This window comes from Pseudomonas sp. BS3782 TE3695, assembly GCF_050435305.1.
Classification (GTDB): Bacteria; Pseudomonadota; Gammaproteobacteria; order Pseudomonadales; family Pseudomonadaceae; genus Aquipseudomonas.
In genome coordinates, this window is record NZ_JBNDKB010000001.1 from 490,822 (window position 1) to 517,509 (window position 26,688).

Consider the following 26,688-nt stretch of genomic DNA (forward strand, 5'->3'; position numbering starts at 1 on the left):
GCCACAAATATTGTGTTCATACCGATCACCTGTGGGAGCGGGCTTGCTCGCGAAGGGGCCATCATGTTCAACATCTTCATTGACCGTCATACCGCTTTCGCGAGCAAGCCCGCTCCCACATTTGATCTCCACTGATCATAAAAACCTTCGCCCATAAAAAAGCGCCGCCTTCCCGGCAGCGCTTTTATCAATCCTTTGTTTTTCTTCTTATCCTTCCATCACATCCCACAGTGCTTCCAGTTCCGCCTCGCTGAATAAACCAGCGGGATAGCGCTCGATCATCATCCGGCGCGGATCAGGTTCCCTGATCTGACGCGTTCCATTGGACTTCAACCATTGCGCCAAGACCTGGAGCGATTCGCTGTTAACTGCCAGGGGATGCATTGCCCGCTCGCTCACGACGTTCATTTCGGCGTTCATCTCAGCGCTCTCTCCTGGTTTGTGAGCGGCTAACTTATCCAAGGTTTATGACAGAACATCGAAGTTCTCTCCCTCCCCATGTTGCGCCATCAAAGATACAAGAGCTGTGCCAATATTCTCGAAGTGTCGATATGTGGATACAAAAAAGCCCGCAGTCCTGATGGGCTGCGGGCTTTCTGTGAAACGACAAGATTAAATCGCTGCTCAATCGATTCTTCAATCAACTCAAGCTGTTACGACCTCACTCACTCCTTGTGCGGCGCGGGCTGTTGTTGGGTAAGGCAATGGATATTACCGCCCCCCAGTAACAGTTCGCGACCCGGCACCATGACCACTTCATGCTGCGGGAATAAAGTCTGCAAAATCTCTTTGGCCGGACCGTCCAATGGGTCGTCGAAGCTCGGCGCGATAATGCCGCCGTTGACGATCAGGAAGTTCACGTAAGAGCCGGCCAGACGAACGGTCGGATTGCGCTCCTGTGTGCCGTCCACCGGATCGACACCAGCGCACTCTTCGTCGGTAGCGTACAACGGCCCCGGAATCGGCATCTTGTGCACTGTGAACGGGCGCCCCTTGGCATCGGTGCTGTTTTGCAGCACATTCATTGCCGCCTGACAGCGCGGGTAGTTCGGGTCTTGTGGGTCATCGGTCCAGGCCAGCAGTACTTCGCCCGGACGCACGTAGCAGCAGAAGTTATCCACATGACCGTCGGTTTCATCGTTGAACAGACCGTCGGGCAGCCAAATGATCTTATCCACAGCCAGATTGGCGCTGAGCACCGCTTCGATTTGTGCACGGTCCATGTGCGGGTTGCGATTGCGATTGAGCAGGCATTCTTCGGTGGTGATCAGGGTGCCTTCGCCATCGACATGGATCGAGCCGCCTTCGAGCACAAAACCTTCGGTGCGATAGCGCGGGCTGCGCTCGATTTCGAGGATCTTGCCCGCCACCTGCGAGTCACGGTTCCACGGCGAATACAGACCACCGTCGAAACCGCCCCAGGCATTGAAATCCCAATCCACACCACGGACTTCGCCGCGGTTATTGATGACGAACGTCGGGCCAGTATCCCGAACCCAGGCGTCATCGCTGGACATCTCTACCAAACGAATATTCGGCACGTTGAGACGGGCCCGAGCATTTTCGTACTGGCCAGCGGAGACTGCCACGGTCACCGGTTCGAAACGCGCGATGGCCTTGGCCACCGCCACATGCGCGGCTTGTGCCGGTTTGCCGCCCAGGCGCCAGTTGTCCGGGCGCTCGGGCCAAACCATCCAGGTCTGAGTCTGTGGTGCCCATTCGGCGGGCATGTAAAAGCCGTCGGTGCGAGGGGTGCTGTTCAAAGTGGTCATGGTTCAGGACTCCAGGGAACCGTCGAGGGTTTTGATCGCGCCGTACAGGTTCGGGCGACGGTCACGGAATGAGCCCCATGCGCTGCGGATGTGCTCCAGCTCATCGAGGTCGAAACTGTGAACCAGAATGCCTTCTTCTGTTTCATTCAGCTCCTGGACTTTCTCGCCAAACTGGTTGGCGATGAACGACGAGCCGTAGAAGGTAATGTCGTAGCCGTCCTGCTCTTCATTGCCGATGCGGTTGCTGGCAATCAGCGGCATCAGGTTGGCGCCGGCATGGCCTTGCTGGACGCGCTGCCAATGGTCGCGGGACGAAATGGTCTTGTCGTGTGGCTCGCTGCCGATGGCGGTCGGGTAGAACAGGATTTGCGCGCCTTGCAGTGCCATGCTGCGGGCGCACTCAGGGAACCACTGATCCCAGCAGATGCCCACGCCGATTTTCGCGTAACGGGTGTTCCAGACTTTGAAGCCGGTGTCGCCCGGGTTGAAGTAGTACTTTTCGTGGTAGCCAGGGCCATCCGGGATATGGCTTTTACGATAAATCCCGAGGTTGCTGCCGTCGGCATCGATGATCGCGATGCTGTTGAAACGTGCACGGCCGGCCAGCTCGTAGAAGCTGATTGGCAGAACGACCTGCAGCTCTTTGGCAATTTTCTGGAAATGCTTGATCGCAACGTTGTCTTCGACCGTCGTGGCCAGTTGCAGGTAATCAGGGTTCGGTTTCTGGCAGAAGTACGGCGCCTCGAACAGCTCCTGAATCAGGATGATTTGCGCGCCTTTCGCCGCAGCCTCACGGACCAGCTTCTCAGCGGTCTCGATGTTGGCTTCAAGGTCCCAGGAACAGGCCATCTGGGTAGCAGCGACGGTAACGATACGGCTCATGAATCATCTCCTGGGCAAGTGCTGAGGGTCGAGGGTGACATCGACCGATGACAGAAAGAGGCTGCACCGGGCGTGAGTCATCCACACCGTGGGCAATGGCGACTTTATAGCCGATAAAAATCGGCTTTTAAAGCGATAAATATTCTTTCTGTCGAAAACAACTCACTCAAAGCCGATAACAATCGGTATTTCGCGATTCCAAGGTAGGAGCTGCCGAAGGCTGCGATCTTTTGATCTTTAGCGATATCACCAATGCCAAAAATCAAAAGATCGCAGCCTTCGGCAGCTCCTACAGGGGGCCGCAGCGCTGCTTATAGGCCCTCATCCAAGGCTTTGGACAGCATGTCGACAAAGAAATCCACGCTCTGACGCGACGTAACCATCGGCGGCTTGATCTTGAGAATGTTCAGGTAATCGCCCGTCGGCTGCATGAAGATCCCCAGCTCACGAAGGCGATCGCACAACGCCGTGGTTTCTTCGGTCGCGGGCTCCAGGGTTTCTCGATTGCGGACCAACTCCACGCCCAGATAGAAGCCGGAACCATGCACCGCTCCCACCAACGGATGCTGGTCAATCAACGCTTCAAGGCGTTCTTTGAAATACCCGCCCACAACCTGGGCGTTCTCCCAGAGTTTCTCTTCTTCCATCACATCCAGCACCGCCATCCCGATCTGGCAACTGACCGGGCTGCCACCGGCCGATGAGAAGAAGTAACCCTCGGCCTCCAGCGCTTCGGCAATTTCCCGTCGGGTAATGACAGCGCCCAACGGTTGGCCGTTACCCATGCCTTTGGCCATGGTGATGATGTCCGGCACCACGCCCTGTTCTTCGAAGCCCCAGAAGAATTTGCCCATGCGGCCATAGCCGACCTGCACTTCGTCGGCGATGCACACCCCGCCCTGAGCGCGGACCAGCGCATAGACCTGCTTCAAATAGCCCGGCGGCAGCGAGATACCGCCGGCATTGCCGTACACCGGCTCGCAGATGAAACCGGCCAGTTGACGTTTCTGCTCGGCAATTTTCGCCAGGTTATGTTCGACGCTGCGCACGTAGTCCGGTGCGCTGTCGATGCCACGAAATTCACCTCGATAGGTGTTCGGCGCGGTCACTGGATGCACCCAGTCCGGACGGCTGCTCAAGGCCTTGGGGTTGTCGGCAATCGAGGTCGAAACCGCGTCCGCCGCGACTGACCAACCGTGATACGCCTCCAGCACGCTGAGCATGTCGCGACCGCCGCTGTAGGCCCAGGCCAGACGGATCGCCAGGTCATTGGCCTCGGTGCCGCTGTTGACCAGAAATACGCGATCCATGTTGTCCGGTGCCAGTTTCAGCAAGCGCTCGGAAAACTCGGCAATCGCCGCGTAGTGGAAACGCGAGTTGGTGTTGAGCAACGACCACTGCCGGCTGGCGACGGCAGCCATGCGCGGATGGCCATGCCCCAGGACCGCGACGTTGTTGAGCATGTCGAGGTAAGAGCGACCCTGCATGTCGATCAGGTGATTGCGCCAGCCGCGCTCGATGCGCGGCGGGTCGACGTAATAGTGTTTCTGGGAGCGAGCGAAACTCGCGTCACGGCGGGCCAGCAATGTCTGCGAGTCGAGCTCTTCTTGCGCATCACAGGCCAGGCCCAGCAACACGGCAGGTGAAGGACATAATGCCTGCCACGCTGCCGAGCGCGAAGGCGTGCAAAACAACGGCGCGTCGAGCTGAGCACTTCGGCACAACTGCACGATCAACGGCCCGCTGACCGAACCCAGCACCTGGCCTTTGACCAGCGCCGCGCTACTGCGCACCGAGGGGGTCACACCCCACAATCGGACGCTGAGCTCTGGGCCGTCCAATTGCAGCAAGTTCTCCCCTTCGATATGGATAACGCCGGCAAACGGCGCTTCGACCGCCGTGCCATCGGGCACTCGCAACGCAACGTGTAGCGGGAAAGTATCCGGTTCGCTGGCACACTCCGGCCGAGTGCGGGACAAACGATACTGGCCATATCGACTGGCCGCCAGACCGTGAGCCGCTGCAGCCTCAGTCAGCAGACGCTGGTCGATCCCCTCTTGCTCCCAGTTACCCGCCTCGAAATGCGGACTGAGCACGCCCAGATCGATCAACGCAAATTCACGCCCCACCAGACTCGGCAACAATGGCGCGAAGTCTTCACTGCCGATGCTCGGCAGGCTTTGACCGACTGCGGTAAGAATCGCCGCCTCCATCAACGCCAACGGCACCGATGTGGCAACACGGAAAATTTCCCACTCATGGGTCAGGTTGTCGCGACTGTACTCATTGCCCGGATCAATGCTGACCTGCTGCTCGCCACTCAGCACCAGCACTGCCGAGCGGGCGACGATCAGCGGCCAGAGCGCCAGCAACTCTTCATGCTGCAACGGATTGACCGCGTGATAAGCCCGAACCGCCGGCAAAATGCAGAACGGATCGCCATCGGCATGGTGCAGCAGCGCGGCGCAGGTCACCGACAGATCGGTGATCCGCCAGGTTCGGACCAGGTCGCCGAAATCGATCACGCCCTGCAACTGCCATTGGCGCTGCGAATCCCGCTGCCAGACTACGTTGTCGTCGGTGATGTCCATGTGAATCGCCTGCACCGGCAGCTTGTCCACCAAGGGCTGCAAATGGCGCTCGGCCTGTTCGGCGGCTTCGGCGATCAGCTTTCGTTGCGGGCCATCCTGGATCACCGGCAGCAAATGCGCGATTAACGCATTGGCATGACGAGCGTCCCATTGCAGGGTGCGCTCAAGGCCTGGGTGATTGAAACCGGCCAGCGCCAGGTCCATTTCGCCGCAGAGCCGACCAAAACCGGCGACCACTGAACGGCTCAGGTGATCGAGGTGCGTCAGGGACTGGCCGTCGATGTAATCAAGCAGGCGCACGTGCACCGCTTGGCCGCCGACCTCAAGCGAGAGCAAGTCTGCCCCATTTTTGGCCGCGATCACTTCAGGCACCGGCACGCCTGAATGTTCAGCCAGATGCTTGAGCCCTGCGTGTTGGGCTTGCAGCTCCAGCGCCGAATAGTCACCACGGCAGATTTTCAGGACAAAACGCCCCTGCTCGCTGTCGACGCGGAAATTGAGATCCTGCTGGCTCCCAAGAGCCTGCAACCGCCCGCTCAGCCCGTAATGCTCTTTCAGCAGCTCTAGCGCTTGCGTCGCAGACACTTGCGGGCTGGGCAGACTGGCGCGGTGAATCAAAGTAGCGAGCGGCATACAACGACCCCTGAAATTTTATTAGGCGCTTATATCGCCATTGCTTGGGGCGATACGCAACCCTCTTATACCCGTCTAAGGGTCGGCATTGGGGATGGTTTCCGATCAGCGACTACTCAGATGAACTTTCCTACAGCAATCTCGGATTGCCTTTCACTGTTCCTGATTCCAACCTATAGCCACAAAGGACTCTTCAACCGCCCAGGATAAAGTCGCCACCATGACGATGCGCCGCCTTGCACTCTCAAACAAAAAAATCCGAAACATCCCACGTCGATTGAAAGGCCTCGCAGCCTGGGCCTCTCGCTTCGAGGGTTATTTTCCGGACGATCTGACTCTCGAACAGAAATACTGCAACTGGAAAACTCCGGTTATCACGACACTGGTAGAGGGTAAACAAGCCACCACTGCCATACGCAAAGAATGCGCTCAACAAATGATCAATGCCGCGCATCACATACGCCAGGCCAGGCCGGAAAATGCCATCGACTGTCGAGTAATCACGGTTATCTGCCTGCCAGACATGTTCACCAGCGAAATCTGCATTTACACCAATCTGGACTACCACCGAAGTCACATCCCGCTAATCGATAGTGAATACTGCCCAGCGGATAAAAGCCTCGCAGCGCAATGGGGTCTCGTCCTTCCAGACGGGATGGAAGAAAGAGGTTTGCGCTTTACCGCTGAAGATTGTGACGGACAACCCTATGAGGCAGAGCAGTGGTATTTCGGTGAGGTCGATTAACAGGTGACAGATCACGCAGCGACCTCACGAATTTTATCCCCTGAACCACCGCCCCACTCGCACCCGCCGTCACTTTGCGTAAGAATGTCGACCATCACGCCTATTGCCGGAGAAACACCATGAATGTAGTCACCACCGACCTGCCCGGTGTTCTGATCATCGAACCCAAGGTATTTGGTGACGAGCGCGGCTTCTTCTACGAGAGCTTCAACGCCAAGGCTTTTCAGGAAGCGACTGGCCTGGACACCCAATTCGTTCAGGACAACCATTCCCGCTCGCAAAAAGGTGTACTGCGCGGTTTGCATTACCAGTTGGAAAACACTCAGGGCAAACTGGTGCGGGTCACCGCCGGTGAGGTGCTGGACGTGGCGGTGGATATTCGTCGCAGCTCGCCGCATTTCGGCAAATGGGTGGCGGTACGTCTGTCTGCTGATAACCATCGCCAACTTTGGGTACCTGAAGGTTTTGCCCATGGTTTCGTGGTACTGAGCGATTTCGCCGAGTTCCTCTACAAAACCACCGACTACTACACCCCGTCGGCCGAGCGCAGCATTCGCTGGGACGATCCGGACCTGGGCATCGACTGGCAGCTGGACGAAGCACCGAAACTGTCAGCCAAAGATCAGTCCGCCGCGTTCTTCAAGGACGCTGAAGTCTTTTCCTGAAATTCCTGTGTGAATGTTCACCGTCAATGCGCACTTGATCCTGGTGCGCAGACTGCGCCCGCAAGCCTAGGCATAATGCGTCCATACCCATAGGCGCTTGATGCTCATGACACCTACTCTCCCCCGCAGACCCCGTTGGCGCAGCCTGGCGCTACTCGCGTTATGCCTGGCGCCCTTGCTGTGGCCGCTGGAGCATCTGGCCGAGCGTTACTACCGCAGCGAACTGGCCGGGCAGAACCGTCAGACCCTCGATCTTTACGTCGCCAACCTGCTGGGCACTCTGCATCGGTATGAAGTGTTACCGCAGATTCTCGGCGAGCTGCCCGCCCTGCGCGCGACGTTGGCCGCACCGGACGAGGGCGTGATTCAGGGCAATGCCAATCGCCTGCTGAAAAACATCAGTGCCCAGACCGGCGCCGAGGTCATGTACCTGATGGACACCACCGGCAAGACGCTGGCGGCCTCCAATTGGGACAAACACGACAGTTTCGTTGGCCGCAATTTCGCTTTTCGTCCTTATTTCAGTGAAGCCATGGCCGGGCGTCTGGGGCGCTTCTTCGGCCTGGGCACCACCTCGGCCAAGCGTGGTTACTTCTTTGCGGCAGCGATACGTGATCGCGAAAAAATCATCGGCGTGCTGGTGGTCAAGGTCGACCTCGACCATACCGAAAGCCTCTGGGGCAAAACCCCGGAACAACTGTTGGTGACCGACCACAATGGTGTGGTCATCCTCACGTCACGGCCCGAATGGCGATTCCGCTCGACCCGCCCTTTGAGCGAAGCAGAGCGCGAGGCCATCACCGCGATTCAACCCTACCCGACCCGCGATCCCAAGCCGTTGAATCTCGACGCCAACGCCTGGCTGACGCAAACCCGGCAGATAGAAGAAACCGGCTGGAGCGTCAGCATCCTTGCACCGCGTACCCTGATCGATCGCCCGGTACGCACCGTTGTGGCCATCGGCGGTGCAACGTTGCTGGTACTGATGCTGCTGCTGGGCCTGATGATGCAACGTCGACGCCATTACCTGGAGCGGATCGCCTTCGAAGGCAAGGCCCGCCAGGAACTGGAAGGCCGGGTCGCCGAACGGACCAGCGACCTCGAAGGCCTCAACCGTCGACTCAAGCAGGAAGTACTGGAGCGCGAACACGCCCAGCAGGAACTGGTGCGCGCGCAGGATGACCTGGTGCAGGCCGGCAAGCTCTCGGCGCTGGGGACGATGTCGGCGAGCATCAGCCACGAGCTCAACCAACCGCTGGCGGCGATCCGCAGCTATGCGGAAAACGCCGAAGTGCTGCTCGATCATCAGCGCACCGAGGATGCTCGCGGCAACCTCAAGCTGATCAGCGAATTGACCGGGCGCATGGCCTCGATCATTGCTCATCTGCGCGCCTTCGCCCGGCGTGATCGTCACGCCCCGGAAAGCGTGGCCCTGCAACCGGCACTGGACGACGCACTGGCGTTACTGGCCAAGCGTCGGCGCAGCATGGAAGTCGAGCTGATCCGTGACTTGCCCGCCGCCACCCTATGGGTCGAGGCCGGGGAAACGCGTCTGCGTCAGGTACTCGGCAATCTGCTGGCTAATGCCCTCGACGCCCTGACGGAAAAAGGCCCGCCGCGTAAACTCTGGTTGAGTGCCGAGTCCACCGCCGACGGCGTCAACCTGTACATTCGCGACAACGGCCCCGGGTTTTGCCTGGAAGCGCTGGGTCGTGCCGGCGAGCCCTTCTACACCACCAAGACCCGCACTCAGGGGCTTGGCTTGGGGCTGGCAATTTGCGACACCTTGATGCGCGCCTTTGGTGGTGAACTGTCGTTCTCCAACCACAAGGAAGGTGGCGCCCTGATTACCCTGAAGTTGCGCGCAGGCGCACCGGGCGTGAGCCTGCAACCGTCCGAGGACCGAAGTGCATGACCATCGACAACCGCATCCAGGTCGTGTTGATCGACGACGATCCCCACCTGCGTCAGGCCCTGAGCCAGACCCTGGACCTGGCCGGCCTGAAGATCCTGCCGCTGGCTGAAGCCAAAGGCCTGGCCGGGCAACTGGAGCGTGACTGGCCGGGCGTGGTGGTCAGTGACATCCGCATGCCAGGCATGGACGGCCTCGAACTGCTGACCGAACTCCATGCCCAGGACCCGGAGCTACCCGTGTTGCTGATCACTGGCCACGGCGATGTGCCGCTGGCTGTTCAAGCCATGCGTGCCGGGGCCTATGATTTTCTGGAAAAACCTTTCGCCAGCGACTCCCTGCTCGACAGCGTACGTCGTGCCCTGGACCTGCGCCGGCTGGTGCTGGACAACCGCAGCCTGCGTCTGGCCCTGAGCGATCGCAACGAACTGAGCGCGCGGCTCGTCGGGCAATCAGCGCCGATGCTGCGCCTGCGTGAGCAGATTGGTGCACTGGCGGCGACCAAAGCCGACGTGCTGATTCTCGGCGAAACCGGTGCGGGCAAGGAAGTGGTGGCGCGTGCGCTGCACGACCTGTCGAGTCGGCGTAACGGTCCATTCGTGGCGATCAACGCCGGAGCCCTGGCTGAGTCGGTGGTGGAAAGCGAGCTGTTCGGTCATGAGCCCGGTGCGTTTACCGGCGCGCAGAAACGTCGCATCGGCAAGTTCGAATTTGCCAATGGCGGCACGTTGTTCCTCGATGAAATCGAAAGCATGAGCCTGGATGTGCAGGTGAAATTGCTGCGCTTGCTGCAAGAGCGGGTCGTCGAGCGTTTGGGCGGCAACCAGCTGATCCCGCTGGATATCCGCATCATTGCCGCGACCAAGGAAGACCTGCGTCAATCCGCTGATCAGGGCCGCTTCCGTGCCGACTTGTATTACCGCCTGAACGTCGCACCGCTGCGCATTCCGCCATTGCGTGAGCGGGGCGAAGATGCGCTGATGCTGTTCCAGCATTTCGCCGATGAAGCCAGCGCCCGCCACGGTTTGCCACCCCACGAATTGCAGCCGGGACACCGGGCGCTGCTATTGCGCCACACCTGGCCAGGCAACGTGCGAGAACTGCAGAACGCCGCCGAACGCTTTGCCCTGGGCCTGGAACTGGCGCTGGATAATAGTGCGCCGGATGGCGGCGTCGGCAGCACGATTGAAGTGGTCAGCGGCGGTCTGAGCGAGCAAGTGGAGAATTTCGAGAAGAGTTTGATTGCCGCCGAACTGGCGCGCTCTCACAGCTCCGTGCGTAGCCTCGCCGAAGCCCTCGGCATTCCGCGCAAAACCTTGCACGACAAACTGCGCAAGCATGGTCTGAACTTCGCCGACAGCGGCGCCAGCAGCCCCACCGATGACCTTGATTGAGCTACCGTAAAATCATCCCCTTCAAACAAAAGGCCCCCTGAATGAACCGCGACAGTCGTCATCTGGAATCGATCCTCCATTCTGACATCCCCCTCACGCGGGACATGGGCCTCAAAGTGCTCGACTGGCACGACCAACAACTGCGCCTGCACCTGCCGCTTGCGGCCAACGTCAATCACAAGAGCACCATGTTCGGTGGCAGTCTGTATTGCGGCGCAGTGCTGGCCGGCTGGGGCTGGCTGCATTTGCGTTTGCGTGAAGAAGGCATCATCGAAGACGGTCACATCGTGATTCAAGAAGGGCAGATCAGCTACCCCCTGCCGGTCATCATGGACGCGACGGCGATTTGCCAGGCACCGAGTGCGGCAGTCTGGAAGAAGTTTCTGGCAATGTATGAGCGCTATGGGCGGGCGCGGTTGACGCTGCATTCGCGGATCGTCAATACCGGGAGTGAAGAGGATGCGGTGCGGTTTACCGGGCAGTATGTTCTTCACCGGTAAAGCAAAAGATCGCAGCCTCGTTTCACTCGACAGCTCCTACGGGGGACACGTTTTTCTGTAGGAGCTGTCGAGTGAAACGAGGCTGCGATCTTTTGATCGTTGATCTTCAACCCCGAGCCAAAGCCAACAACTTCTCCCGCCAAGCCGCTTTAGCCGGCAGCGCCAGGAAAAACTCGTTCAGCAACGACTCCCGCGCCGGATAGCAGAACGGCTCACCGCTCAAATCCAGCACTTCACCGCCCGCACCTTCCAGCACGCCTTGCGCAGCCGCCGTGTCCCACTGCGAAGTCGGCGCCAGCCGCGGATAACAATCCGCCGCCCCTTCCGCCAGCAGGCAAAATTTCAACGAACTGCCGATATTCGCCAGTTGCAGCTCACCCAAACTGTCGCTCAACCCCGCGAGTAACCGCTCCTGCTCAGGGCTCGAATGCCGACGACTGGCGACCACCGTGAAAAGCTCACCCGCAGCCGGAACCTCGCGAACCTGAATCGGCAACGGCTCGGCGCCTTTATCACCACGCCAGGCACCCAACCCTGCACCGCCCACATAAAAACGCCCGTTGGTCGGCATCGACACCACACCAAACACCACCCGCCCCTGCTCGATCAGCGCAATGTTGACGGTGAACTCTTCGCTGCCGGAGATGAACTCCTTGGTCCCGTCCAATGGGTCGACCAGCCACCAGCGCTGCCAGCCGGCGCGCACGCTCCGAGGGATATCGGCGTCCTCTTCGGACAGCACCGGAATACTTGGATCCAGCGCCGTCAGCCCGGCCAGAATCACGTGATGAGCGGCCATGTCGGCGGCTGTAACCGGGGAATCATCGGACTTTGCAGTGACAGCAACGTTGACGCGCCAGAACGGCAGGATCGCCTCGCCAGCCTTCAAAGCCAGTTCAACGACTGGCGCCATCAACGGATGGGGAAAATTCAAGTTCACGGCAAAAACACCCCACGTTGAGTCAGCAGATCTCGGGCCAGATACAGCGCCGCCAAGGCACGGCCCTCGGTGAATCGCGGATTCTGCGACAAAGACGACAATTCACGCAGGTTGATCTTTTCCACTCCCATCGGCTCGGGCTCGTCACCCTCCAGGCGTTCTTCGTACAGGTCGGTGGCCAGTACCACCTGGATCCTCTGGCTCATGTAGCCCGGTGACAATGACAACTCGGTCAAATGCTCAAGCTGTCGCGCGCCATACCCGGCCTCTTCCATGAGCTCGCGCTCAGCCGCCGCCAACACGTCTTCGCCCGGCTCGATCAAACCTTTGGGCAGGGACAATTCATAAGCATCGGTGCCGCCGCAGTATTCCTCCACCAATACCGCGTGCTCCGCGTCGAGCATCGCCACGATCATCACCGCGCCATGCCCGGTACCTTTGCTGACCAGACGCTCGTAAGTACGTTCCACGCCATTGGAAAAGCGCAATTTCAACTCTTCGACGCAGAACAAACGGCTGGTGGCGACAATGTCGCGGGCGAGTACGGTGGGTTTCTGGCGCATAGATGGCTCCTTGGCGTAAGCGGGTTACTATACAGGCTGTTTGAAAGCTGCTGCGCTCGAGATTGCTGCGTCAAAAACAGGCTCGGACGGGTCATTTACAACTCGTAAAGTCGAACGCGACCCCGGCCCGTCCTCGCCTGTTTTTTCCTTGCACTCCCTTCGCTCGCGACGCTTTCCACCCAGCCTGTACCCGGCCTATCCTGATTGTTTATCCCGGATATCTTTTTTACCGCTGGAGAAGTTTTTTATGTCCCTGCTGCCCTGGCATGGCATCGATACCGTTTTGCTGGATATGGACGGCACGCTGCTGGACCTGCACTACGACAACCATTTCTGGATGGAACACCTGCCGCAACGTTATGCCGAGCTGCACGGGGTGAGCCGGGCCATGGCAGAGCTGGAATTGCATCCGCTCTTCGAACGCAATGCCGGCCAGTTGCAGTGGTACTGCCTGGATTTCTGGAGCGCCGAGCTGAAGCTGTCGGTACGCGAACTGAAACTGGAAACCGCGCACCTGATCGCCCTGCGTCCGGATGCGGACACTTTTCTGGCGGCGATCAAACGGGCCGGCAAACGCGTGGTACTGATCACCAACGCCCACCGCGACTCGCTGTCATTGAAGCTGGAACGAATTGAACTGGCGCCGTATTTCGAGCGCTTGATCAGCTCTCACGATTACGGTTTCCCCAAGGAAAACCCACAGTTCTGGGATGCCTTGCAAGCCGACATCGGCTTCGATCCGGCGCGCAGTCTGTTTATCGACGATACGTTGCCGATTCTGCGCAGCGCACGCAATTTTGGCGTGGCGCATCTGCTGGCCGTGAGCGAACCGGACAGCCGCAAAGGACCCAAGGACACGGCCGAGTTTGCGGCGGTGGGGGATTATCGGGAGCTCATCGCAGGGCTCTGATTCCCTGTAGGAGCTGCCGCAGGCTGCGATCTTTTGATCTTGGCGGTATTAAAACTGCCGAAGATCAAGATCAAAAGATCGCAGCCTTCGGCAGCTCCTACGGCCTCACATTATTCGGGAATCCGCAATACCTGCCCCGGATAGATTTTGTCCGGGTGCGACAGCATTGGTTTGTTGGCCTCGAAAATCTTGTTGTACTTGTTCGCGTCGCCGTATTCGGCCTTGGAAATCGCGCTTAGGGTGTCGCCCTTTTTCACCGTAACGAAACGAGCAGCCTTCGCCACCGGCCCGGTCACAGTAATCTGGTCATCAACGCTGCCGACACCGGCGATATTGCCCAAGGCCAGCAGAATCTTTTCCTTCTCTTCCTGGCTCGCCACTTCACCGGTGACGATGACTTTGTCGCCTTCAATTGTCGCCTGAACATTCGGATTGCCCAGGCCGACCTTGCTGAGGTGTTCCTTCAACTGCTCGCTGGCATTGGCATTGCCAGGTGTCAGCAGATCGATAAGTTTTTCGCCTGCTTCTTTCACAAAGCTAAAAATACTCATGGTGCACTCTCCTTGGGGTTTGGGTTCCAGACGCCAAAGACTAGACCAGCCCTGCAAAGCCCGGTTCCCAGCCGACCAATGACCCAACCCCGCGCAGGCGGTAGAATCGCAAACCTTGCCCGCGCCCTGGAGCGAAGATGGACATCAAGCAACTCAAATTCCTCATCGCTCTCGACGAAACCCGGCACTTTGGCCAGGCCGCCGCGCGTTGTCACATCACTCAGCCGACCTTGTCCATGCGCCTGCGCAGCCTTGAAGAAGAGCTCGACCTGCCGCTGGTCAACCGCGGCCAGCGCTTCGAAGGTTTCACCGCGCCGGGCGAGCGCGTGCTGGCGTGGGCACGTACGGTGCTGGCGGCCTATGACGGCTTGCAGGCCGAAGCGGCTGCCTGTCGCGGCAACCTCGTGGGTACGTTGCGCCTGGGGGTGGTGCCGCTGTCGAGTTTCGACCCGGTACCACTGATGCAGCGCCTGCACGCCGAGCACCCGAACCTGCGTTTCGAACTTTCGGCCCTGAGTTCCGAGCAGATCCTCGAACAACTGGCGAACAACCGTCTCGACCTCGGCGTGTCGTACCTGGAGCGTCTGGACGGTGAGCGTTTCGATTCCCTGGCCTTCAGCGAAACCCGCATGGGCTTGCTCTACGATCAGCGTTTCTTCAGTTTCGGCGACGCGCCCTTGAGCTGGAAATCGTTGATTGAACTGCCGTTGGGCATGCTCACCAGCGGCATGCATTTTCGCCAGTCCATCGACCATAACTTCCACAGTCGTGGCTTGGCCCCCCAACCGTTGCTGCAAACCGATGCGGTCCACCAGTTGTTACAGGCGGTACACGGCGGCTTGTGCTGCGCCGTGATGCCATTGGAAGGTGGTCTGGAAAATCTCACCGATCACTTGCGCCTGCAACCCATAGAAAACGCCCAGACCCTCGCACGACTGGGGCTGATCATGCGTCGCAGCGCTCCGCGTTCGGCGCTTGCAGAAGCCTGTTTCGCGATCTATCAGCAATCAATGGCCAACTCTTGATCGACGTCATCTATCGGCAGATCAGTAATAGCAATTAGACGCGACAGATTGACGCGCCTAGGCTTAGGGGGCGTTCTCAATGAGTTTCCCCGGCGCGGCGGAGAAACCAATTGAGAACGCCCCCTAAGCTGATCAAACCGTTGGTGATGCCTTATGAACGCCAAGCGCACTTCCCGCGCGGCGCCTGCTGTTGAAACGCCTGCGACCGTCGCCAGTCAGACTTATAGTTACTGCAACCTTGAATACACCGAATCGTCCAGCACCGCGCTGGCCGAGGAAGTCGCGTTGGCGATTGCCTATAACGGCATCAGCCAGGCCGTCATGTTGGTCACGCCAACGGATCTTGAAGACTTCATTGTCGGCTTCAGCCTTGGCAGCGGAATCATCGAAGACGCCTGCGATATCTACGACTTGCAACTCAGCGGCACGGGTTCGGCGCAATACGCGCAAGTGACCATCGCCAATCGCGCCTTCTGGAACCTCAAGCAGCAGCGTCGGCAACTGGCTGGCACCAGCGGTTGCGGTCTCTGCGGCGTGGAAGCGGTCGAGCAAGCGCTGCCCGATCTCAAAGTCTTGCCCGGCGCACCGTTGCCCCCGGCCGAATGGCTGGACGGCCTGCGTCAGCGCATCGGTGCATTTCAGCCACTGGGCCAACATTGCGGCGCGGTGCATGCGGCGGTGTACATGAACGGCAATGGCGAATTGCTGCTGGGCCGTGAAGACATTGGCCGGCACAACGCCCTCGACAAGCTGATCGGCGGGTTGATCCGCCAGAAGATCCCGACCACCGATGGCCTGGCGATTGTCACCAGCCGCTGCAGCCTCGAATTGATCCAGAAAGTTTTACGCGCCGGCATTCAGACCCTGGTCAGTTTGTCGTCGCCCACCGGCCTTGCCGTGCAGTGGGCCCGTCGACATAACCTCAACCTCATCCACCTGCCGCAGAAAAGTGCACCACGGGTTTACAGCCCAGCGTTGGAGAATCAAGCGTGAGTCAACATCGTCAAGCCGATCAGAAACCCGTCCCCCGCTACAAGCCCTACAAAGGACCAGCTGGTGGCTGGGGCGCGCTGATCAGCGTCGCCCAGGCCTGGTTGACCAGCGATAACGCGCTGAAAAACCTGCGCATAATGCTCAAGACCAACCAGAACGGCGGCTTCGACTGCCCCGGTTGCGCCTGGGGTGATTCTCCCGAAAAGGGCATGGTGATGTTCTGTGAGAACGGCGCTAAAGCGGTGAACTGGGAAGCGACCAAACGCCGTGTCGACGCTGCATTCTTTGCCAAACATAGCGTCACCTCGCTGCTGGAACAGAGCGACTACTGGCTTGAATATCAGGGCCGCCTGACCGAGCCGATGAGCTACAACGCCGAAACCGATCGCTACCAACCCATCAGCTGGGATGATGCCTTCACCCTGATCGCCAAACATCTGCGCGGTTTGTCGAACCCGAATCAGGCCGAGTTCTACACCTCGGGCCGCGCCAGCAACGAAGCGGCGTTCCTCTATCAATTGTTCGTGCGCGCCTATGGCACCAACAATTTCCCCGACTGCTCAAACATGTGCCACGAAGCCAGTGGTGTTGCGTTGGCGCAGAGCGTTGGCGTCGGCAAAGGCACCGTGACCTTCGATGATTTCGAACACGCCGATGCGATTTTCGTCTGGGGCCAGAACCCCGGCACCAACCACCCGCGGATGCTTGAACCCCTGCGCGAAGCGGTGAAACGCGGCGCTCAGGTGGTATGCATCAACCCGCTGAAAGAGCGCGGCCTGGAACGTTTTCAGCATCCACAGCACCCACTGGAAATGCTCACCAACGGCGACAAGCCGACCAACACCGCGTACTTCCGCCCTGCACTGGGCGGCGACATGGCGATCATGCGCGGCATGGCCAAGTTCCTGCTGCAATGGGAGCGCGATGCGCAGAAGGCTGGTGAGCCTGCGGTGTTCGACCACGACTTCCTCAATGAACACAGCGTCAACGTTCTGGAATACCTGGGCATCGTCGACGACACCCCGTGGGAGCAGATCGTCGAGCAGTCCGGCCTGACCCTGGTGGAAATCGAGCAAGCGGCGCGTATGTACGTCAAAGGCGAGAACGTGATCATGTGCTGGGCGATGGGCATCACCCAGCATCGTCATTCGGTGGCGACCATCCAGGAAATCGCCAACCTGATGCTGTTGCGCGGCAACATCGGCCGGCCGGGTGCCGGCCTGTGCCCGGTGCGCGGCCACAGTAATGTGCAAGGCGACCGGACAATGGGCATCAACGAACGTCCGCCGGTGGCGTTCCTTGACGCTCTGGAGCGGCGCTTCCAGTTCAAGGTTCCCCGTGAAAACGGCCACAACGTGGTCGAGGCGATTCACGCCATGGCCAACGGCCGCTCGAAAGTCTTCATCGGCCTGGGCGGCAATTTCGCCCAAGCCACCCCGGACAGCATGCGGACCTTCCAGGCTCTGGCCAACTGCGACCTGACCGTGCAGATCAGCACCAAGCTCAACCGTAGCCATTTGGCCCACGGTAAAGACGCGCTGATCCTGCCGTGCATGGGCCGTACCGACATCGATATCCAGGCCGAAGGGGCCCAAGCGGTGACCGTGGAAGACTCGTTCAGCATGGTCCACGCCTCCAACGGTCAGCTGCAGCCACTGTCGAACCAGATGCGCTCGGAGCCTGCAATCATCGCCGGCATCGCCGCCGCAACCCTGGGCAGCAAACCGGTGGACTGGAACTGGCTGGTGGCCGATTACAGCCGCATCCGCGACTTGATCGCCGACACCATTCCGGGCTTCCGGGACTTCAACGAGAAAATTCAGAACCCGGGTGGTTTCTACCTGGGTAACAGCGCCAGCGCACGTCGCTGGAATACCCCATCGGGTCGGGCCAACTTCCGTGCGAACAGGTTGCCCAAACACTTGGTGCACGAGCGCACCCGCTCCACCGGCGTGCTGCCGGACCTGATCATGCAGTCGATGCGCTCCCACGATCAGTACAACACCACAATTTATGGTCTTGATGACCGTTATCGCGGGGTGAAAGGTCAGCGCGATGTGCTGTTCGTCAATGAAGCCGACATCATTCGTCTCGGGTTCAAACCCGGGCAGAAGGCTGACATTGTTTCGATTTGGGATGATGGCCGTGAGCGTCGGGTGAAGGGTTTCACGCTGCTGGCGTTTGATATTCCTGCCGGGCAAGCGGCCGCTTACTATCCGGAAGTGAACCCGCTGGTGCCGCTGGAAAGCACCGGGGATGGCAGCCACACGCCGACATCGAAATTTGTGGCGATTCGCCTGGAAGCGGCGAGTGAGACTGGGTTGATCATGGCCAAGTCGGCTTGACGTATCGCCTGAACCGGCCTCTTCCCGAGCAAGCCCGCTCCCACATTAGACCTCAGTCGTGCGCAGAATCTGTGTTCGCTGGAGATCGAATTGTGGGAGCGGGCTTGCTCGCGAAAGCGGTGGCTCATTCAAACAATTTTCGGATCCAGCACTTTCCAATCGCCCACAAAAAAGGCCGTTTCTGTATAGAAACGGCCTTTGCGAAGTAGTTAAAGACCGGTGAAAAACACTTAAGTTCCGCCCAAAAAACAGTAACTTATAGAATTGTGCTCAAGTCGTGTTACTCGTCGGATTTCGATTGTCACAACCATGACACAGCCTCAGGATCGCGCCGTCATCCCCTTGAGGTTCCTCTATGAAGTTCTCCTCGATTCTCTTGTTGTCCCTTGGCCTGGTCAGTGGCTTCGCTTCTGCAGGCGGCACCACCGAAGCAGGTGTGGGCGGCGCATTGGGCGGGGTTCTTGGCTCGGTCGTCGGTCAATCGTTAGGCGGCAATACAGGTTCAACCATTGGCGCGGCCCTGGGCGGCGCGGGTGGTAGCGCCGTCGGCGCAGACAAACGCAGCCGTGGCGAAGCAGCCATTGGTGGTGCGTTGGGCGCAGCAGGCGGTAACGTGGTCGGCCGTAGCGTGGGCGGCACCACTGGCAGCCTGATCGGCTCCGCAGCAGGCGGCGGTGCCGGTGGCGCACTGGGTAACTACATGGGCAACAAGAGCGATGACGACGATGATCGTCGCTATCGTCGTGGTTATGATGATGACGATCGTGGTTACTACCGTCGCGGCCATCCAGGTCGTGGCCATGCCTATGGCCATCGCAAGCATAAACATCGCCATCACGACTGAGGCTGAATCGCCTCGTTTGCAGGTGGATCAAAAAATCGCAGCCCGAGGGGCTGCGATTTTTTTTGCCTCTCAGATCGCCAGTCGCTCCAACGCACCGCGCAGTCGGGCAGGAATTGCCACCGGTTGATTCGTGGTCCGATCCACGAACACATGCACGAAGCGCCCCGCCGCACAGGCATCATCTTCACCGGCCTTGAACACCGCCAATTCGTACTGCACCGAGCTGTTGCCCAACTTGCCGACCCGCAGGCCAATCTCGATCCGGTCCGGGAATGCGATCGAGGCAAAGTAGTCGCAGGCCGAACTCACCACAAACCCCACCACCTCGCCGTCATGGATATCCAGGCCGCCGACTTCGATCAGGTAGGTGTTTACCGCCGTATCGAAAAAACTGTAGTAGGTGACATTGTTGACGTGACCATAGGCGTCATTGTCGTGCCAGCGAGTAGTGATGGGCTGGAAGTGCGGGTAGTCAGTGCGTTGGGGCATCGGGTTGGACATCGGTGTCGATTCCTGGCGTTGAATAGCGAGTCTAAAGCGAAAACCGCGTTATCGTTCTTCGCGAGCAAGCCCGCTCCCACATTCAATCTTTATTGGACACAGGTTTTGTGTACGCCTGAGATCCAGTGTGGGAGCGGGCTTGCTCACGAAGGGTCCTTCACAGACGCCACATAAATCACATGCCGCCAAACCCCTTACCCTGCGCCGCCAGCTCACCAATCAATCGCGCCGGCGCCCAGTGCTCGCCCTGACGGGTCTCCAATTCCAGCAAGCGCAGATGAATATCTTCCAACCCTTGCTGATCCGCCCAGGCCATCGGCCCGCCCTTGTCCGCCGGGAAGCCATAACCGTTGAGATAAACCAGATCGATGTCATGCGCCGATGCCGCGATACCCTCCTGAAGAATCTTCGCGCCTTCATTGACCAGCGCCAGCAAACAACGCTCCAGAATCTCCTCGGGGCTGATCTCGCGACGCTGGAACCCTAACCCTTCGCTGACTTCCAGTACCAGCGCATCGACTCCCAGATCGTGCTCAGCCTGGCGACTGCCCGGTTCGTAGTGGTAATACCCATCGCCACTCTTCTGACCGAAACGCCCCAGCTCGCACAAGCGGTTGTCCACTTGAACCTCCGGCGCATCCTGGCCTGTGCCTGCCAGTTCCCGCGCGCGCCACTCCAGGTCGATGCCGACCACGTCGTACATGCGAAACGGCCCCATGGCGAAACCAAAACCTTGCAGCGCCGCATCCACCTGATAAGGCAAGGCGCCCTCCAGCAGCATTTTGCGCGCTTCGAGCACGTACGGATGCAGCATGCGGTTGCCAATGAAACCATGGCAGTTGCCCGACACCACGCTGACCTTGCCCATGCGCTGGCCCAGGGCCAAGGCTGCATCGAGTACCGCCGGCTCCGTCTGGGCGCCGCGCACGATCTCCAGCAGCTTCATGATGTGCGCCGGGCTGAAGAAATGCAGGCCCAGGACCTGTTGCGGACGGCGAGTGACAGCAGCCATGGCGTCGATGTCCAGTGCCGAAGTATTGCTGGCCAGAATTGCTTCCGGTTTCATCAAGCCGTCGAGTTCGCGGAAAATTTTCTGCTTCAACTCGAGGTTTTCGTAGACCGCTTCGATCACCAGATCGACATCGCGGATCGTTGCGTAATCGGCAGCCGCCGTCACCCGTGCAATGCGCGCATCCGCCTCGGCCTGATCGATCCGCCCCTGACGCACGTTGTGGGCGTAAGTCTCAGCCACGCTGGTCAGCGCTTGCTCAAGCATCTGTGGATTGTTATCGACCCATTGCACCGGCACCCCGGCGTTGGCCAGGCACATAACAATGCCACGGCCCATGGTGCCCGCGCCGATCACGGCGGCGCGCTGAATATCGAACGGTGTCTGGCTCATGATTGTTCTCTTGTTAGCAATCCAAAGACAGTCCTCACCATAGTCAGGCGCCGGGCTTTTTTGAAATTTATTCCTGTGATGAGCGACATTCAGCGGATGGATGCACGTCGAAAATATTGAGTCCCCCTGTAGGAGCTGCCGAAGGCTGCGATCTTTTGATCTTGATCTTCGGTAATTTCAGCACCGCCAAAGATCAAAAGATCAAAAGATCAAAAGATCGCAGCCTTCGGCAGCTCCTACACGTTAGAGGTTCGCCTCAGCCCATACTCGAACCTCGGCATATGGATAGTCCTCCAATGCCGCAAACCCAGGAATCGACCGCGCCTTGAGTTTGGTAAGCAGCGGCACGCTGATCCCGCATAGAAATCTTGTTACGCGCTCACCCGAAGGAGGGTTGCCCGTGTGCTGCTCGTGCCTGTGGATAAAATCATCACACAGCGCCTCGAAGTTTTTATCCACAAGCGCCGGCAATTCCGGTGGTGCCGGCAATCGCGCCACCTGACCGTGACATACGGAACAATGTCCGCATAGCTTCGGTGCGTTTTCGTCGCCGAAGTATTCCGCCAAGCGGTAACCGAGGCAGTAGTCGGTAGCGAACAGATCCAGCATGGCGTGAATCCGTGCAATCTCGGTGCGTTCATGTTGGGTGAAGCAGGCGTGCAATTCGGTGCTCAGTGCCTGGGGATCGAAATTGGCTTGCAGCAGGCTGTAAACCTCGGTCATCTGCTTGCTTTCGACCTCGACCCAGCCCTTCTCCTGGAAGTAATCCAGCGCCTTGACCACCCGACTGCGCTCGGCGGAATACTGCTCATACAGCGCATCGAAATTCACCGTGGCCCAGGTCCGTGCGCGGCTGGATGTCTGGATGATTGCCGAGACGAAGTCCTTGCGCTCACCTTCAAATCGGGCAAGCAATGCTTCGGGCTCCTGTAAATACTTGAAACGGTATTCGGCGTAATAGGCATAACGCGGGGCGATCATTCCACGCAGTTCCAGCTGCACCAGCAAAGTCTTGAGCGGCAACTGGCGAATGTTGCTCTGATCGGCCAAAGGTCCCAGCAGAAATTCCCATTGCCCCTCGGACGCGGCGGCTTGCAATTCGTCGAGCACGTAACGAATGCCGTCCCGTTCCGGCGTGTCGCCGTAGACGAAGTTCTCCAGCACGTTGAGGCTGTCGCGGTTGGCCAGCACCAGGCAATCGGATGGCTGCCCGTCACGCCCGGCGCGACCGATTTCCTGGCTGTAGTTTTCAATGGATTTAGGCAGGTCGAAATGCACCACGTTGCGGATATCGCTTTTATCGATGCCCATGCCGAAGGCAATGGTGGCGACGATGCAATTGGATTGCCCGCCCATGAAGCGCTTTTGTATCCCTTCCCGTTGCTCATGGGGCAAACCGGCGTGGTAGGCCTCGGCCTGAATGCCATTGCGCCCCAGGTGGTCGGCAATGTGCTCGGCGGTTTTCTGCAGGGTCACGTAGACGATACTCGGCTGGCCGGGACGCTGGCTCATCCATTCGACAAGGCGTCGTCGCTTGTCCTGGCCGCGTACCGGTTCCACCAAAAGATTGAGGTTAGGCCGGTAGAAACCGGTGGTCACCACATCCTCGGGGGCGATGGCGAATTTGGCCTGCATGTCGGCGATCACCTTGGGTGTCGCGGTGGCAGTCAGCAGCAGCGCCTGAGGGATATTGAACTGGCGCTGGTAGTCCGGCAACTTGAGGTAGTCGGGGCGGAAGTTATGGCCCCATTCAGAGATGCAGTGGGCCTCGTCCACCACCAGCAGCGAAATCGGTACCTGCTGCAAAAAATGGCGGAAGCGCTCGTTCTTCAGACGCTCCACGGAAATCATCAGAATCTTCAATTCACCGGATTTTGCCCGCGCCATCACCTCGCTGGCGTCATCGCGGCTCTGGGCCGAATCGATACTGCCCGCCGCAATGCCGTGGCGCTGCAAGAACGCTAACTGATCCTGCATCAGCGCCAACAGGGGCGACACAACCAATGTCAGGTGCGGCAGCAGCAAGGCCGGCAGTTGATAACACAGGGACTTGCCCGAACCGGTCGGGAAAATCGCCGCCGCCGAGCGCCCGGCCAACACAGCACTGACCGCCGCCTCCTGGCCGGGTCGAAACTGTGGATAACCGAAAACCTGTTCCAGGGTGTTGTGCATTAGCTGTCACTCCGTTGACCGCTGCGAAGCCCAAAGCCTAGCCGGCGAACGCAGCAAGTCGAGAAAAGGTTGGGGCAAAAACGATACGGAATGATACAGCGTCTAATCATCACTTCCTCGCCACGGTTTGAAACAAACGGAGCAATTCGCCACCTGACGTAAATACCTTGCCTGCCAGTAAGATCCTTCTCCGACAAACCATTTTCCGCGAAGTATTCATCACAGCAGGAAGCCTGATGTACGCGGATTTTACGAAGGAACGATCATGCATCGCATACCCATTATGTCTATCATCATTGCATCCACTCTGCTGAGCGGATGCGTTAATCCTCCTGAAGAACCGCCACTGCTTGCCGCGTTTGAAACCCAGGAATATCAGGCCCAGAAGGGCTTGGCGGTCATCCATGCCTCAAGTCTTTATGCTCGCGGCGGCACCGGACAGGGCGTAGCCGTGGCTCTGATTGACTCAGGTTTGAACAGCCATCTGCCGGAGTTTCAAGGAAGGCTCCTTGACCCCGGCTTCGACTACATCGAAAAACAAGCTGGCACCTCCGACCGAATCGGTCACGGCACACAAATGGCTGGCATTCTCGCGGCTAACAAGGACGACCAGGGCATGCATGGCGTGGCCTATAACGCACAGTTGATCCCCTATCGCTTCGGCGACGACAACGAACCCTTTTTCTTCGATAGTGAAATCGCCCAATCCTGGCAAGCAGGCTTCGACAGGGGCGCACGCATCCTTAATAACTCGTGGGCCAATGCCATTCCGGCGACCGAGATCAATGAAGCACGTTATAACCAAGTGATGCCGGAATCGCTGGTGACAGCTCGAAAACTGGTTCGGGACGGCGCGGTGTTTGTGTTCCCGACCGGCAATGAGCTGAAACGAGAACCGCTGGCCGAGCCAGGTTTACCCGTTGCCCTGCCCGAACTGGAGAAAGGCTGGATCGCTGTGGTAGCAGTAAAGAACGACGGCAGCAGCATCAACGCAAAATCCAATTACTGTGGTGTCGCCGCAGCCTGGTGTATCGCTGTGCCGGGTGGTGACTCTGGCGCCGAGCAAGGCCTGCTGACCACAAGCAAGGATGGCAAATACGTACAGACCGCCGGCACTTCGCCTGCCGCTGCGCTGGTCAGTGGTGCACTGGCCGCCCTGCAAAGCCGATACCCCGAGCTGAGCGCACAGCAAATACGCGAACGACTGCTGGCAACGGCAAATCGCACCGGTATTTATGCCAACAGTGAAGCGTACGGCAGAGGATTGATGGACCTTGAGGCTGCGTCGCGCCTGTGATCAGCCTCACTTTCTGACGGAGGGCTGGCGGCACTCATCTCGCCGCGTTGTTGACGAAGTTTAAACCGGCAGCCTAGGGTACAAATACTGCCACTCGTAGCTGCTCATTTAACGCCTGCTCATGAAATGCCCGGCTCTTGCTCGCCCATACCGCATAAGCCGGGCTGATTTCGCCCGTGAACGCCGCCGCCAACTGACGCAAATCAGCGACGCTACGCACACGCGGGCAGAAGGGTTCGCCGTCACAGTTCTGGCTGGCGTCGCTGTAGGTGACCAGCAACCGATCCCACAACCCGTCCTGCACTTGCCTGACCGATTTGAGCTGCACAGCCTGCACACCCAGTCGTTGTTTCAGACTCTGTTCGTCCAGGGCTTCGCTGGCCAGCAGCGCCTTGCCTACCATCAACACCTCGGCGCGGGATGCGGTGTCGATGTCTGCCTGAGTGGTCAGGGCATCGGGCCAACCGATGTGTTCGAGCGCCAGCGAATGACCCGCATCAGTAGCACCCGCCATCCGCCAAACACCGGCCCACAACAACAATACCGAGGCCATACGTAGCCATTGCATACCTAATTCCCTTTAAGAGTCGACTCAGACGATTCGAAACGTCCTACAAAATCTGGCGCGCACCCTACGCAGATTCAGTGCGCCACGCCTGACAATCCCGTAGGAATATCGACCTCTCGGGGGAAAAGCTTAAAAAATAGTCAGAACGTGCGTAGGCAAAGGTCGACAGCACCGGTAAACCCCCTACAAAACCCGTCCATTGACGTCTTATTGCGATGCCTCGCCGCCGCCCTCTATAGTTTCCGACGCGGCTGAAAACACTGTGTCGGCCCGCCGGCGAGCCTGCCCGACTTCCCCACAGGACTGACCTCGATGAACGACCGCTATCGCCCACTCAAAACCAATTACAGCGAAACCCCCGTGCTGGTCATCGACACCCAAGCCAATCCTCACGAGATTCTCGACGCCGCCCAGCAACGCATCCGCGCCGCCAGCGATCTGCTCGAGACGCTCTATTGCCTGTGCTTCAAACAGGCCGATGTGAAAGATATTCCAAACATCGTCAGTGCGCTGTACCTGCTGACCCAGGACGGCAACGAATTGCTTGAAGTCGCTCGGCAGCGACTGATGAGAATCACCACCAATTGATGCCAGAAAAAATCCAGACCCACATGAAGATCCCTGTGGGAGCCGGGCTTGCCCGCGATGAACGATAACGCGGTATGCCTGATGAAAAACAAAACATCCGATGCTCAACTGCAACTCGATAAAGCGGTCTGCGGCACATGGTTCAGAGCACAAGTACAAGCCAGCCTCGACGACCCTCGTCCCTGCATTCCCAATGAAGAAGTCAAACGCGTAATGGCAATTAAACGAGAGAAATTGCGGAAGGGATAAGTCCGTCAGCAACGGCCTATCAAAGCTTCATCCCGTTCCTACAACCGAAGACACCTTGTCGCCTATCGCTGCCCAGTGGCTCGCACCTATAGTCGTGACCGTCGCTGCCAAATCAGCGACTCGGGCTTGGTCACCCGAATGGCTCATATCTACGCGTCCGTTGTATGCTGCCGGCACTTCAAGTGCCTGCACGCTATATGGTGGCTGTGTTTGGGACGCCCTCGGGCGTGCCGGGATGTGAGCCTCATCGGTTGACCAACCCGAACACAGTCCGCCTCCCATCGCTTGGTCACGGTGGTGGCGGTTCTTCCTGATGCATTTGAGGCTAAAACCAATGAAAACATGGACTCTGTCTACAAACGATCGTTACCTTCCGCTGCAAACCAACCTCACCGATTCCCCGCCCCTGATCATCGATACAGAGGCAAACCCCCAGGACATTCTCGAAGCCGCCCTCCAGCGCATCCGAGCCTCCAGCGACCTGCTCCAAACCCTGCATTGCCAATGCTTCAAACACGGTGACGTCGAAGACATTCCGCACATCACCCACGCGATCTACTTACTGACACAGGACGGCTGCGACCTGCTTAAAGTCGCCCAGCAACGCATGATGGGCTGGAAAGCACCATCCTAAGACACCGTGGTC

The 26,688-nt window shown here is 58.8% G+C and carries 25 protein-coding genes; 14 read left to right on the plus strand and 11 right to left on the minus strand.

Annotated features, from left to right (window positions below; translation table 11 throughout):
• Positions 1-207: 207 nt before the first annotated feature.
• The 4 genes from ABH909_RS02200 to ABH909_RS02215 all read right to left on the minus strand — a co-directional run bounded on the left by ABH909_RS02200 (position 208) and on the right by ABH909_RS02215 (position 5,878).
• On the minus strand, positions 208-420 hold the full coding sequence (locus ABH909_RS02200) for a hypothetical protein (protein WP_008068732.1): 213 nt from the start codon (positions 418-420) through the stop codon (positions 208-210).
• A gap of 245 nt (positions 421-665) precedes the next feature.
• On the minus strand, positions 666-1,772 hold the full coding sequence (gene aguA / locus ABH909_RS02205) for an agmatine deiminase (protein WP_429430153.1): 1,107 nt from the start codon (positions 1,770-1,772) through the stop codon (positions 666-668).
• A 3-nt stretch (positions 1,773-1,775) separates the two neighbouring features.
• Entirely contained in the window at positions 1,776-2,654 is an 879-nt protein-coding gene (aguB, locus tag ABH909_RS02210; RefSeq protein WP_429430155.1) for an N-carbamoylputrescine amidase, read from the minus strand.
• A 311-nt stretch (positions 2,655-2,965) separates the two neighbouring features.
• The gene (locus ABH909_RS02215; RefSeq protein ID WP_429430157.1) at positions 2,966-5,878 is read right to left on the minus strand and encodes an aminotransferase; all 2,913 of its coding nucleotides are present in this window, start codon (positions 5,876-5,878) and stop codon (positions 2,966-2,968) included.
• Between the two features lie 220 nt (positions 5,879-6,098).
• On the opposite strand from ABH909_RS02215, the gene ABH909_RS02220 reads away from it, so the two are divergent.
• From ABH909_RS02220 to ABH909_RS02240, 5 genes are all read left to right on the plus strand, one after another.
• Positions 6,099-6,623, plus strand: coding sequence for a DUF3916 domain-containing protein (locus tag ABH909_RS02220; protein WP_429430159.1), 525 nt, complete (start codon positions 6,099-6,101; stop codon positions 6,621-6,623).
• Between the two features lie 119 nt (positions 6,624-6,742).
• A complete protein-coding gene (gene rfbC / locus ABH909_RS02225) occupies positions 6,743-7,288 on the plus strand; it encodes a dTDP-4-dehydrorhamnose 3,5-epimerase (RefSeq protein ID WP_429430161.1) in 546 nt (181 codons plus the stop codon).
• 106 nt (positions 7,289-7,394) lie between these two features.
• Positions 7,395-9,203 carry a sensor histidine kinase gene (locus ABH909_RS02230; protein ID WP_429430163.1) on the plus strand — a complete coding sequence of 603 codons (1,809 nt, stop codon included), beginning with the start codon at positions 7,395-7,397 and terminating at the stop codon, positions 9,201-9,203.
• Positions 9,200-10,594, plus strand: coding sequence for a sigma-54-dependent transcriptional regulator (locus ABH909_RS02235; RefSeq protein WP_429430165.1), 1,395 nt, complete (start codon positions 9,200-9,202; stop codon positions 10,592-10,594). Before ABH909_RS02230 ends, ABH909_RS02235 begins: the two co-directional genes overlap by 4 nt.
• A gap of 41 nt (positions 10,595-10,635) precedes the next feature.
• Positions 10,636-11,094 carry a thioesterase domain-containing protein gene (locus ABH909_RS02240; RefSeq protein ID WP_429430167.1) on the plus strand — a complete coding sequence of 153 codons (459 nt, stop codon included), beginning with the start codon at positions 10,636-10,638 and terminating at the stop codon, positions 11,092-11,094.
• Between the two features lie 106 nt (positions 11,095-11,200).
• Here ABH909_RS02240 and cysQ read toward each other — a convergent pair whose 3' ends face one another.
• Complete coding sequence (gene cysQ / locus ABH909_RS02245; protein WP_429430169.1) at positions 11,201-12,034, minus strand: 3'(2'),5'-bisphosphate nucleotidase CysQ; 834 nt, start codon at positions 12,032-12,034, stop codon at positions 11,201-11,203.
• Positions 12,031-12,597 (minus strand): ADP compounds hydrolase NudE, encoded by a 567-nt coding sequence (gene nudE / locus ABH909_RS02250; protein WP_429430171.1) that lies wholly within the window; start codon positions 12,595-12,597, stop codon positions 12,031-12,033. The genes cysQ and nudE overlap by 4 nt, the downstream gene beginning before the upstream one ends.
• A 247-nt stretch (positions 12,598-12,844) precedes the next feature.
• Between nudE and yrfG the strand changes: the two genes are divergently transcribed.
• A complete protein-coding gene (gene yrfG / locus ABH909_RS02255; RefSeq protein ID WP_429430173.1) occupies positions 12,845-13,507 on the plus strand; it encodes a GMP/IMP nucleotidase in 663 nt (220 codons plus the stop codon).
• Positions 13,508-13,617: 110 nt separating this feature from the next.
• Here yrfG and lysM read toward each other — a convergent pair whose 3' ends face one another.
• Complete coding sequence (gene lysM / locus ABH909_RS02260) at positions 13,618-14,058, minus strand: peptidoglycan-binding protein LysM (RefSeq protein WP_429430175.1); 441 nt, start codon at positions 14,056-14,058, stop codon at positions 13,618-13,620.
• A 137-nt stretch (positions 14,059-14,195) separates the two neighbouring features.
• On the opposite strand from lysM, the gene ABH909_RS02265 reads away from it, so the two are divergent.
• The 4 genes from ABH909_RS02265 (at position 14,196) to ABH909_RS02280 (ending at position 19,265) form a co-directional block, all read left to right on the plus strand.
• Complete coding sequence (locus ABH909_RS02265) at positions 14,196-15,083, plus strand: LysR family transcriptional regulator (RefSeq protein ID WP_429430177.1); 888 nt, start codon at positions 14,196-14,198, stop codon at positions 15,081-15,083.
• A gap of 153 nt (positions 15,084-15,236) precedes the next feature.
• Positions 15,237-16,076, plus strand: a complete 840-nt coding sequence (fdhD, locus tag ABH909_RS02270; protein WP_429430179.1) for a formate dehydrogenase accessory sulfurtransferase FdhD — start codon at positions 15,237-15,239, stop codon at positions 16,074-16,076.
• A complete protein-coding gene (locus tag ABH909_RS02275; protein ID WP_429430181.1) occupies positions 16,073-18,421 on the plus strand; it encodes an FdhF/YdeP family oxidoreductase in 2,349 nt (782 codons plus the stop codon). Before fdhD ends, ABH909_RS02275 begins: the two co-directional genes overlap by 4 nt.
• A 355-nt stretch (positions 18,422-18,776) precedes the next feature.
• Positions 18,777-19,265 (plus strand): glycine zipper domain-containing protein, encoded by a 489-nt coding sequence (locus ABH909_RS02280; RefSeq protein ID WP_429430183.1) that lies wholly within the window; start codon positions 18,777-18,779, stop codon positions 19,263-19,265.
• A 69-nt stretch (positions 19,266-19,334) separates the two neighbouring features.
• Here ABH909_RS02280 and ABH909_RS02285 read toward each other — a convergent pair whose 3' ends face one another.
• From ABH909_RS02285 to ABH909_RS02295, 3 genes are all read right to left on the minus strand, one after another.
• Positions 19,335-19,766: an acyl-CoA thioesterase gene (locus tag ABH909_RS02285; RefSeq protein WP_429430185.1), complete on the minus strand. Its 432-nt coding sequence runs from the start codon at positions 19,764-19,766 to the stop codon at positions 19,335-19,337.
• Positions 19,767-19,941: 175 nt separating this feature from the next.
• Entirely contained in the window at positions 19,942-21,168 is a 1,227-nt protein-coding gene (locus ABH909_RS02290) for a 3-hydroxyacyl-CoA dehydrogenase NAD-binding domain-containing protein (protein WP_429430187.1), read from the minus strand.
• 243 nt (positions 21,169-21,411) lie between these two features.
• A complete protein-coding gene (locus ABH909_RS02295) occupies positions 21,412-23,340 on the minus strand; it encodes a RecQ family ATP-dependent DNA helicase (RefSeq protein WP_429430189.1) in 1,929 nt (642 codons plus the stop codon).
• A gap of 265 nt (positions 23,341-23,605) precedes the next feature.
• On the opposite strand from ABH909_RS02295, the gene ABH909_RS02300 reads away from it, so the two are divergent.
• Complete coding sequence (locus ABH909_RS02300; RefSeq protein ID WP_429430191.1) at positions 23,606-24,637, plus strand: S8 family peptidase; 1,032 nt, start codon at positions 23,606-23,608, stop codon at positions 24,635-24,637.
• A 73-nt stretch (positions 24,638-24,710) separates the two neighbouring features.
• Here ABH909_RS02300 and ABH909_RS02305 read toward each other — a convergent pair whose 3' ends face one another.
• Complete coding sequence (locus ABH909_RS02305) at positions 24,711-25,205, minus strand: polysaccharide deacetylase (RefSeq protein WP_429430193.1); 495 nt, start codon at positions 25,203-25,205, stop codon at positions 24,711-24,713.
• Positions 25,206-25,517: 312 nt separating this feature from the next.
• Between ABH909_RS02305 and ABH909_RS02310 the strand changes: the two genes are divergently transcribed.
• The 3 genes from ABH909_RS02310 to ABH909_RS02320 all read left to right on the plus strand — a co-directional run bounded on the left by ABH909_RS02310 (position 25,518) and on the right by ABH909_RS02320 (position 26,676).
• On the plus strand, positions 25,518-25,793 hold the full coding sequence (locus tag ABH909_RS02310) for a hypothetical protein (protein WP_429430195.1): 276 nt from the start codon (positions 25,518-25,520) through the stop codon (positions 25,791-25,793).
• 57 nt (positions 25,794-25,850) lie between these two features.
• The gene (locus ABH909_RS02315) at positions 25,851-26,042 is read left to right on the plus strand and encodes a hypothetical protein (protein WP_429430197.1); all 192 of its coding nucleotides are present in this window, start codon (positions 25,851-25,853) and stop codon (positions 26,040-26,042) included.
• Positions 26,043-26,376: 334 nt separating this feature from the next.
• Positions 26,377-26,676 (plus strand): hypothetical protein, encoded by a 300-nt coding sequence (locus ABH909_RS02320; RefSeq protein ID WP_429430199.1) that lies wholly within the window; start codon positions 26,377-26,379, stop codon positions 26,674-26,676.
• The last annotated feature ends 12 nt before the right edge of the window (positions 26,677-26,688 follow it).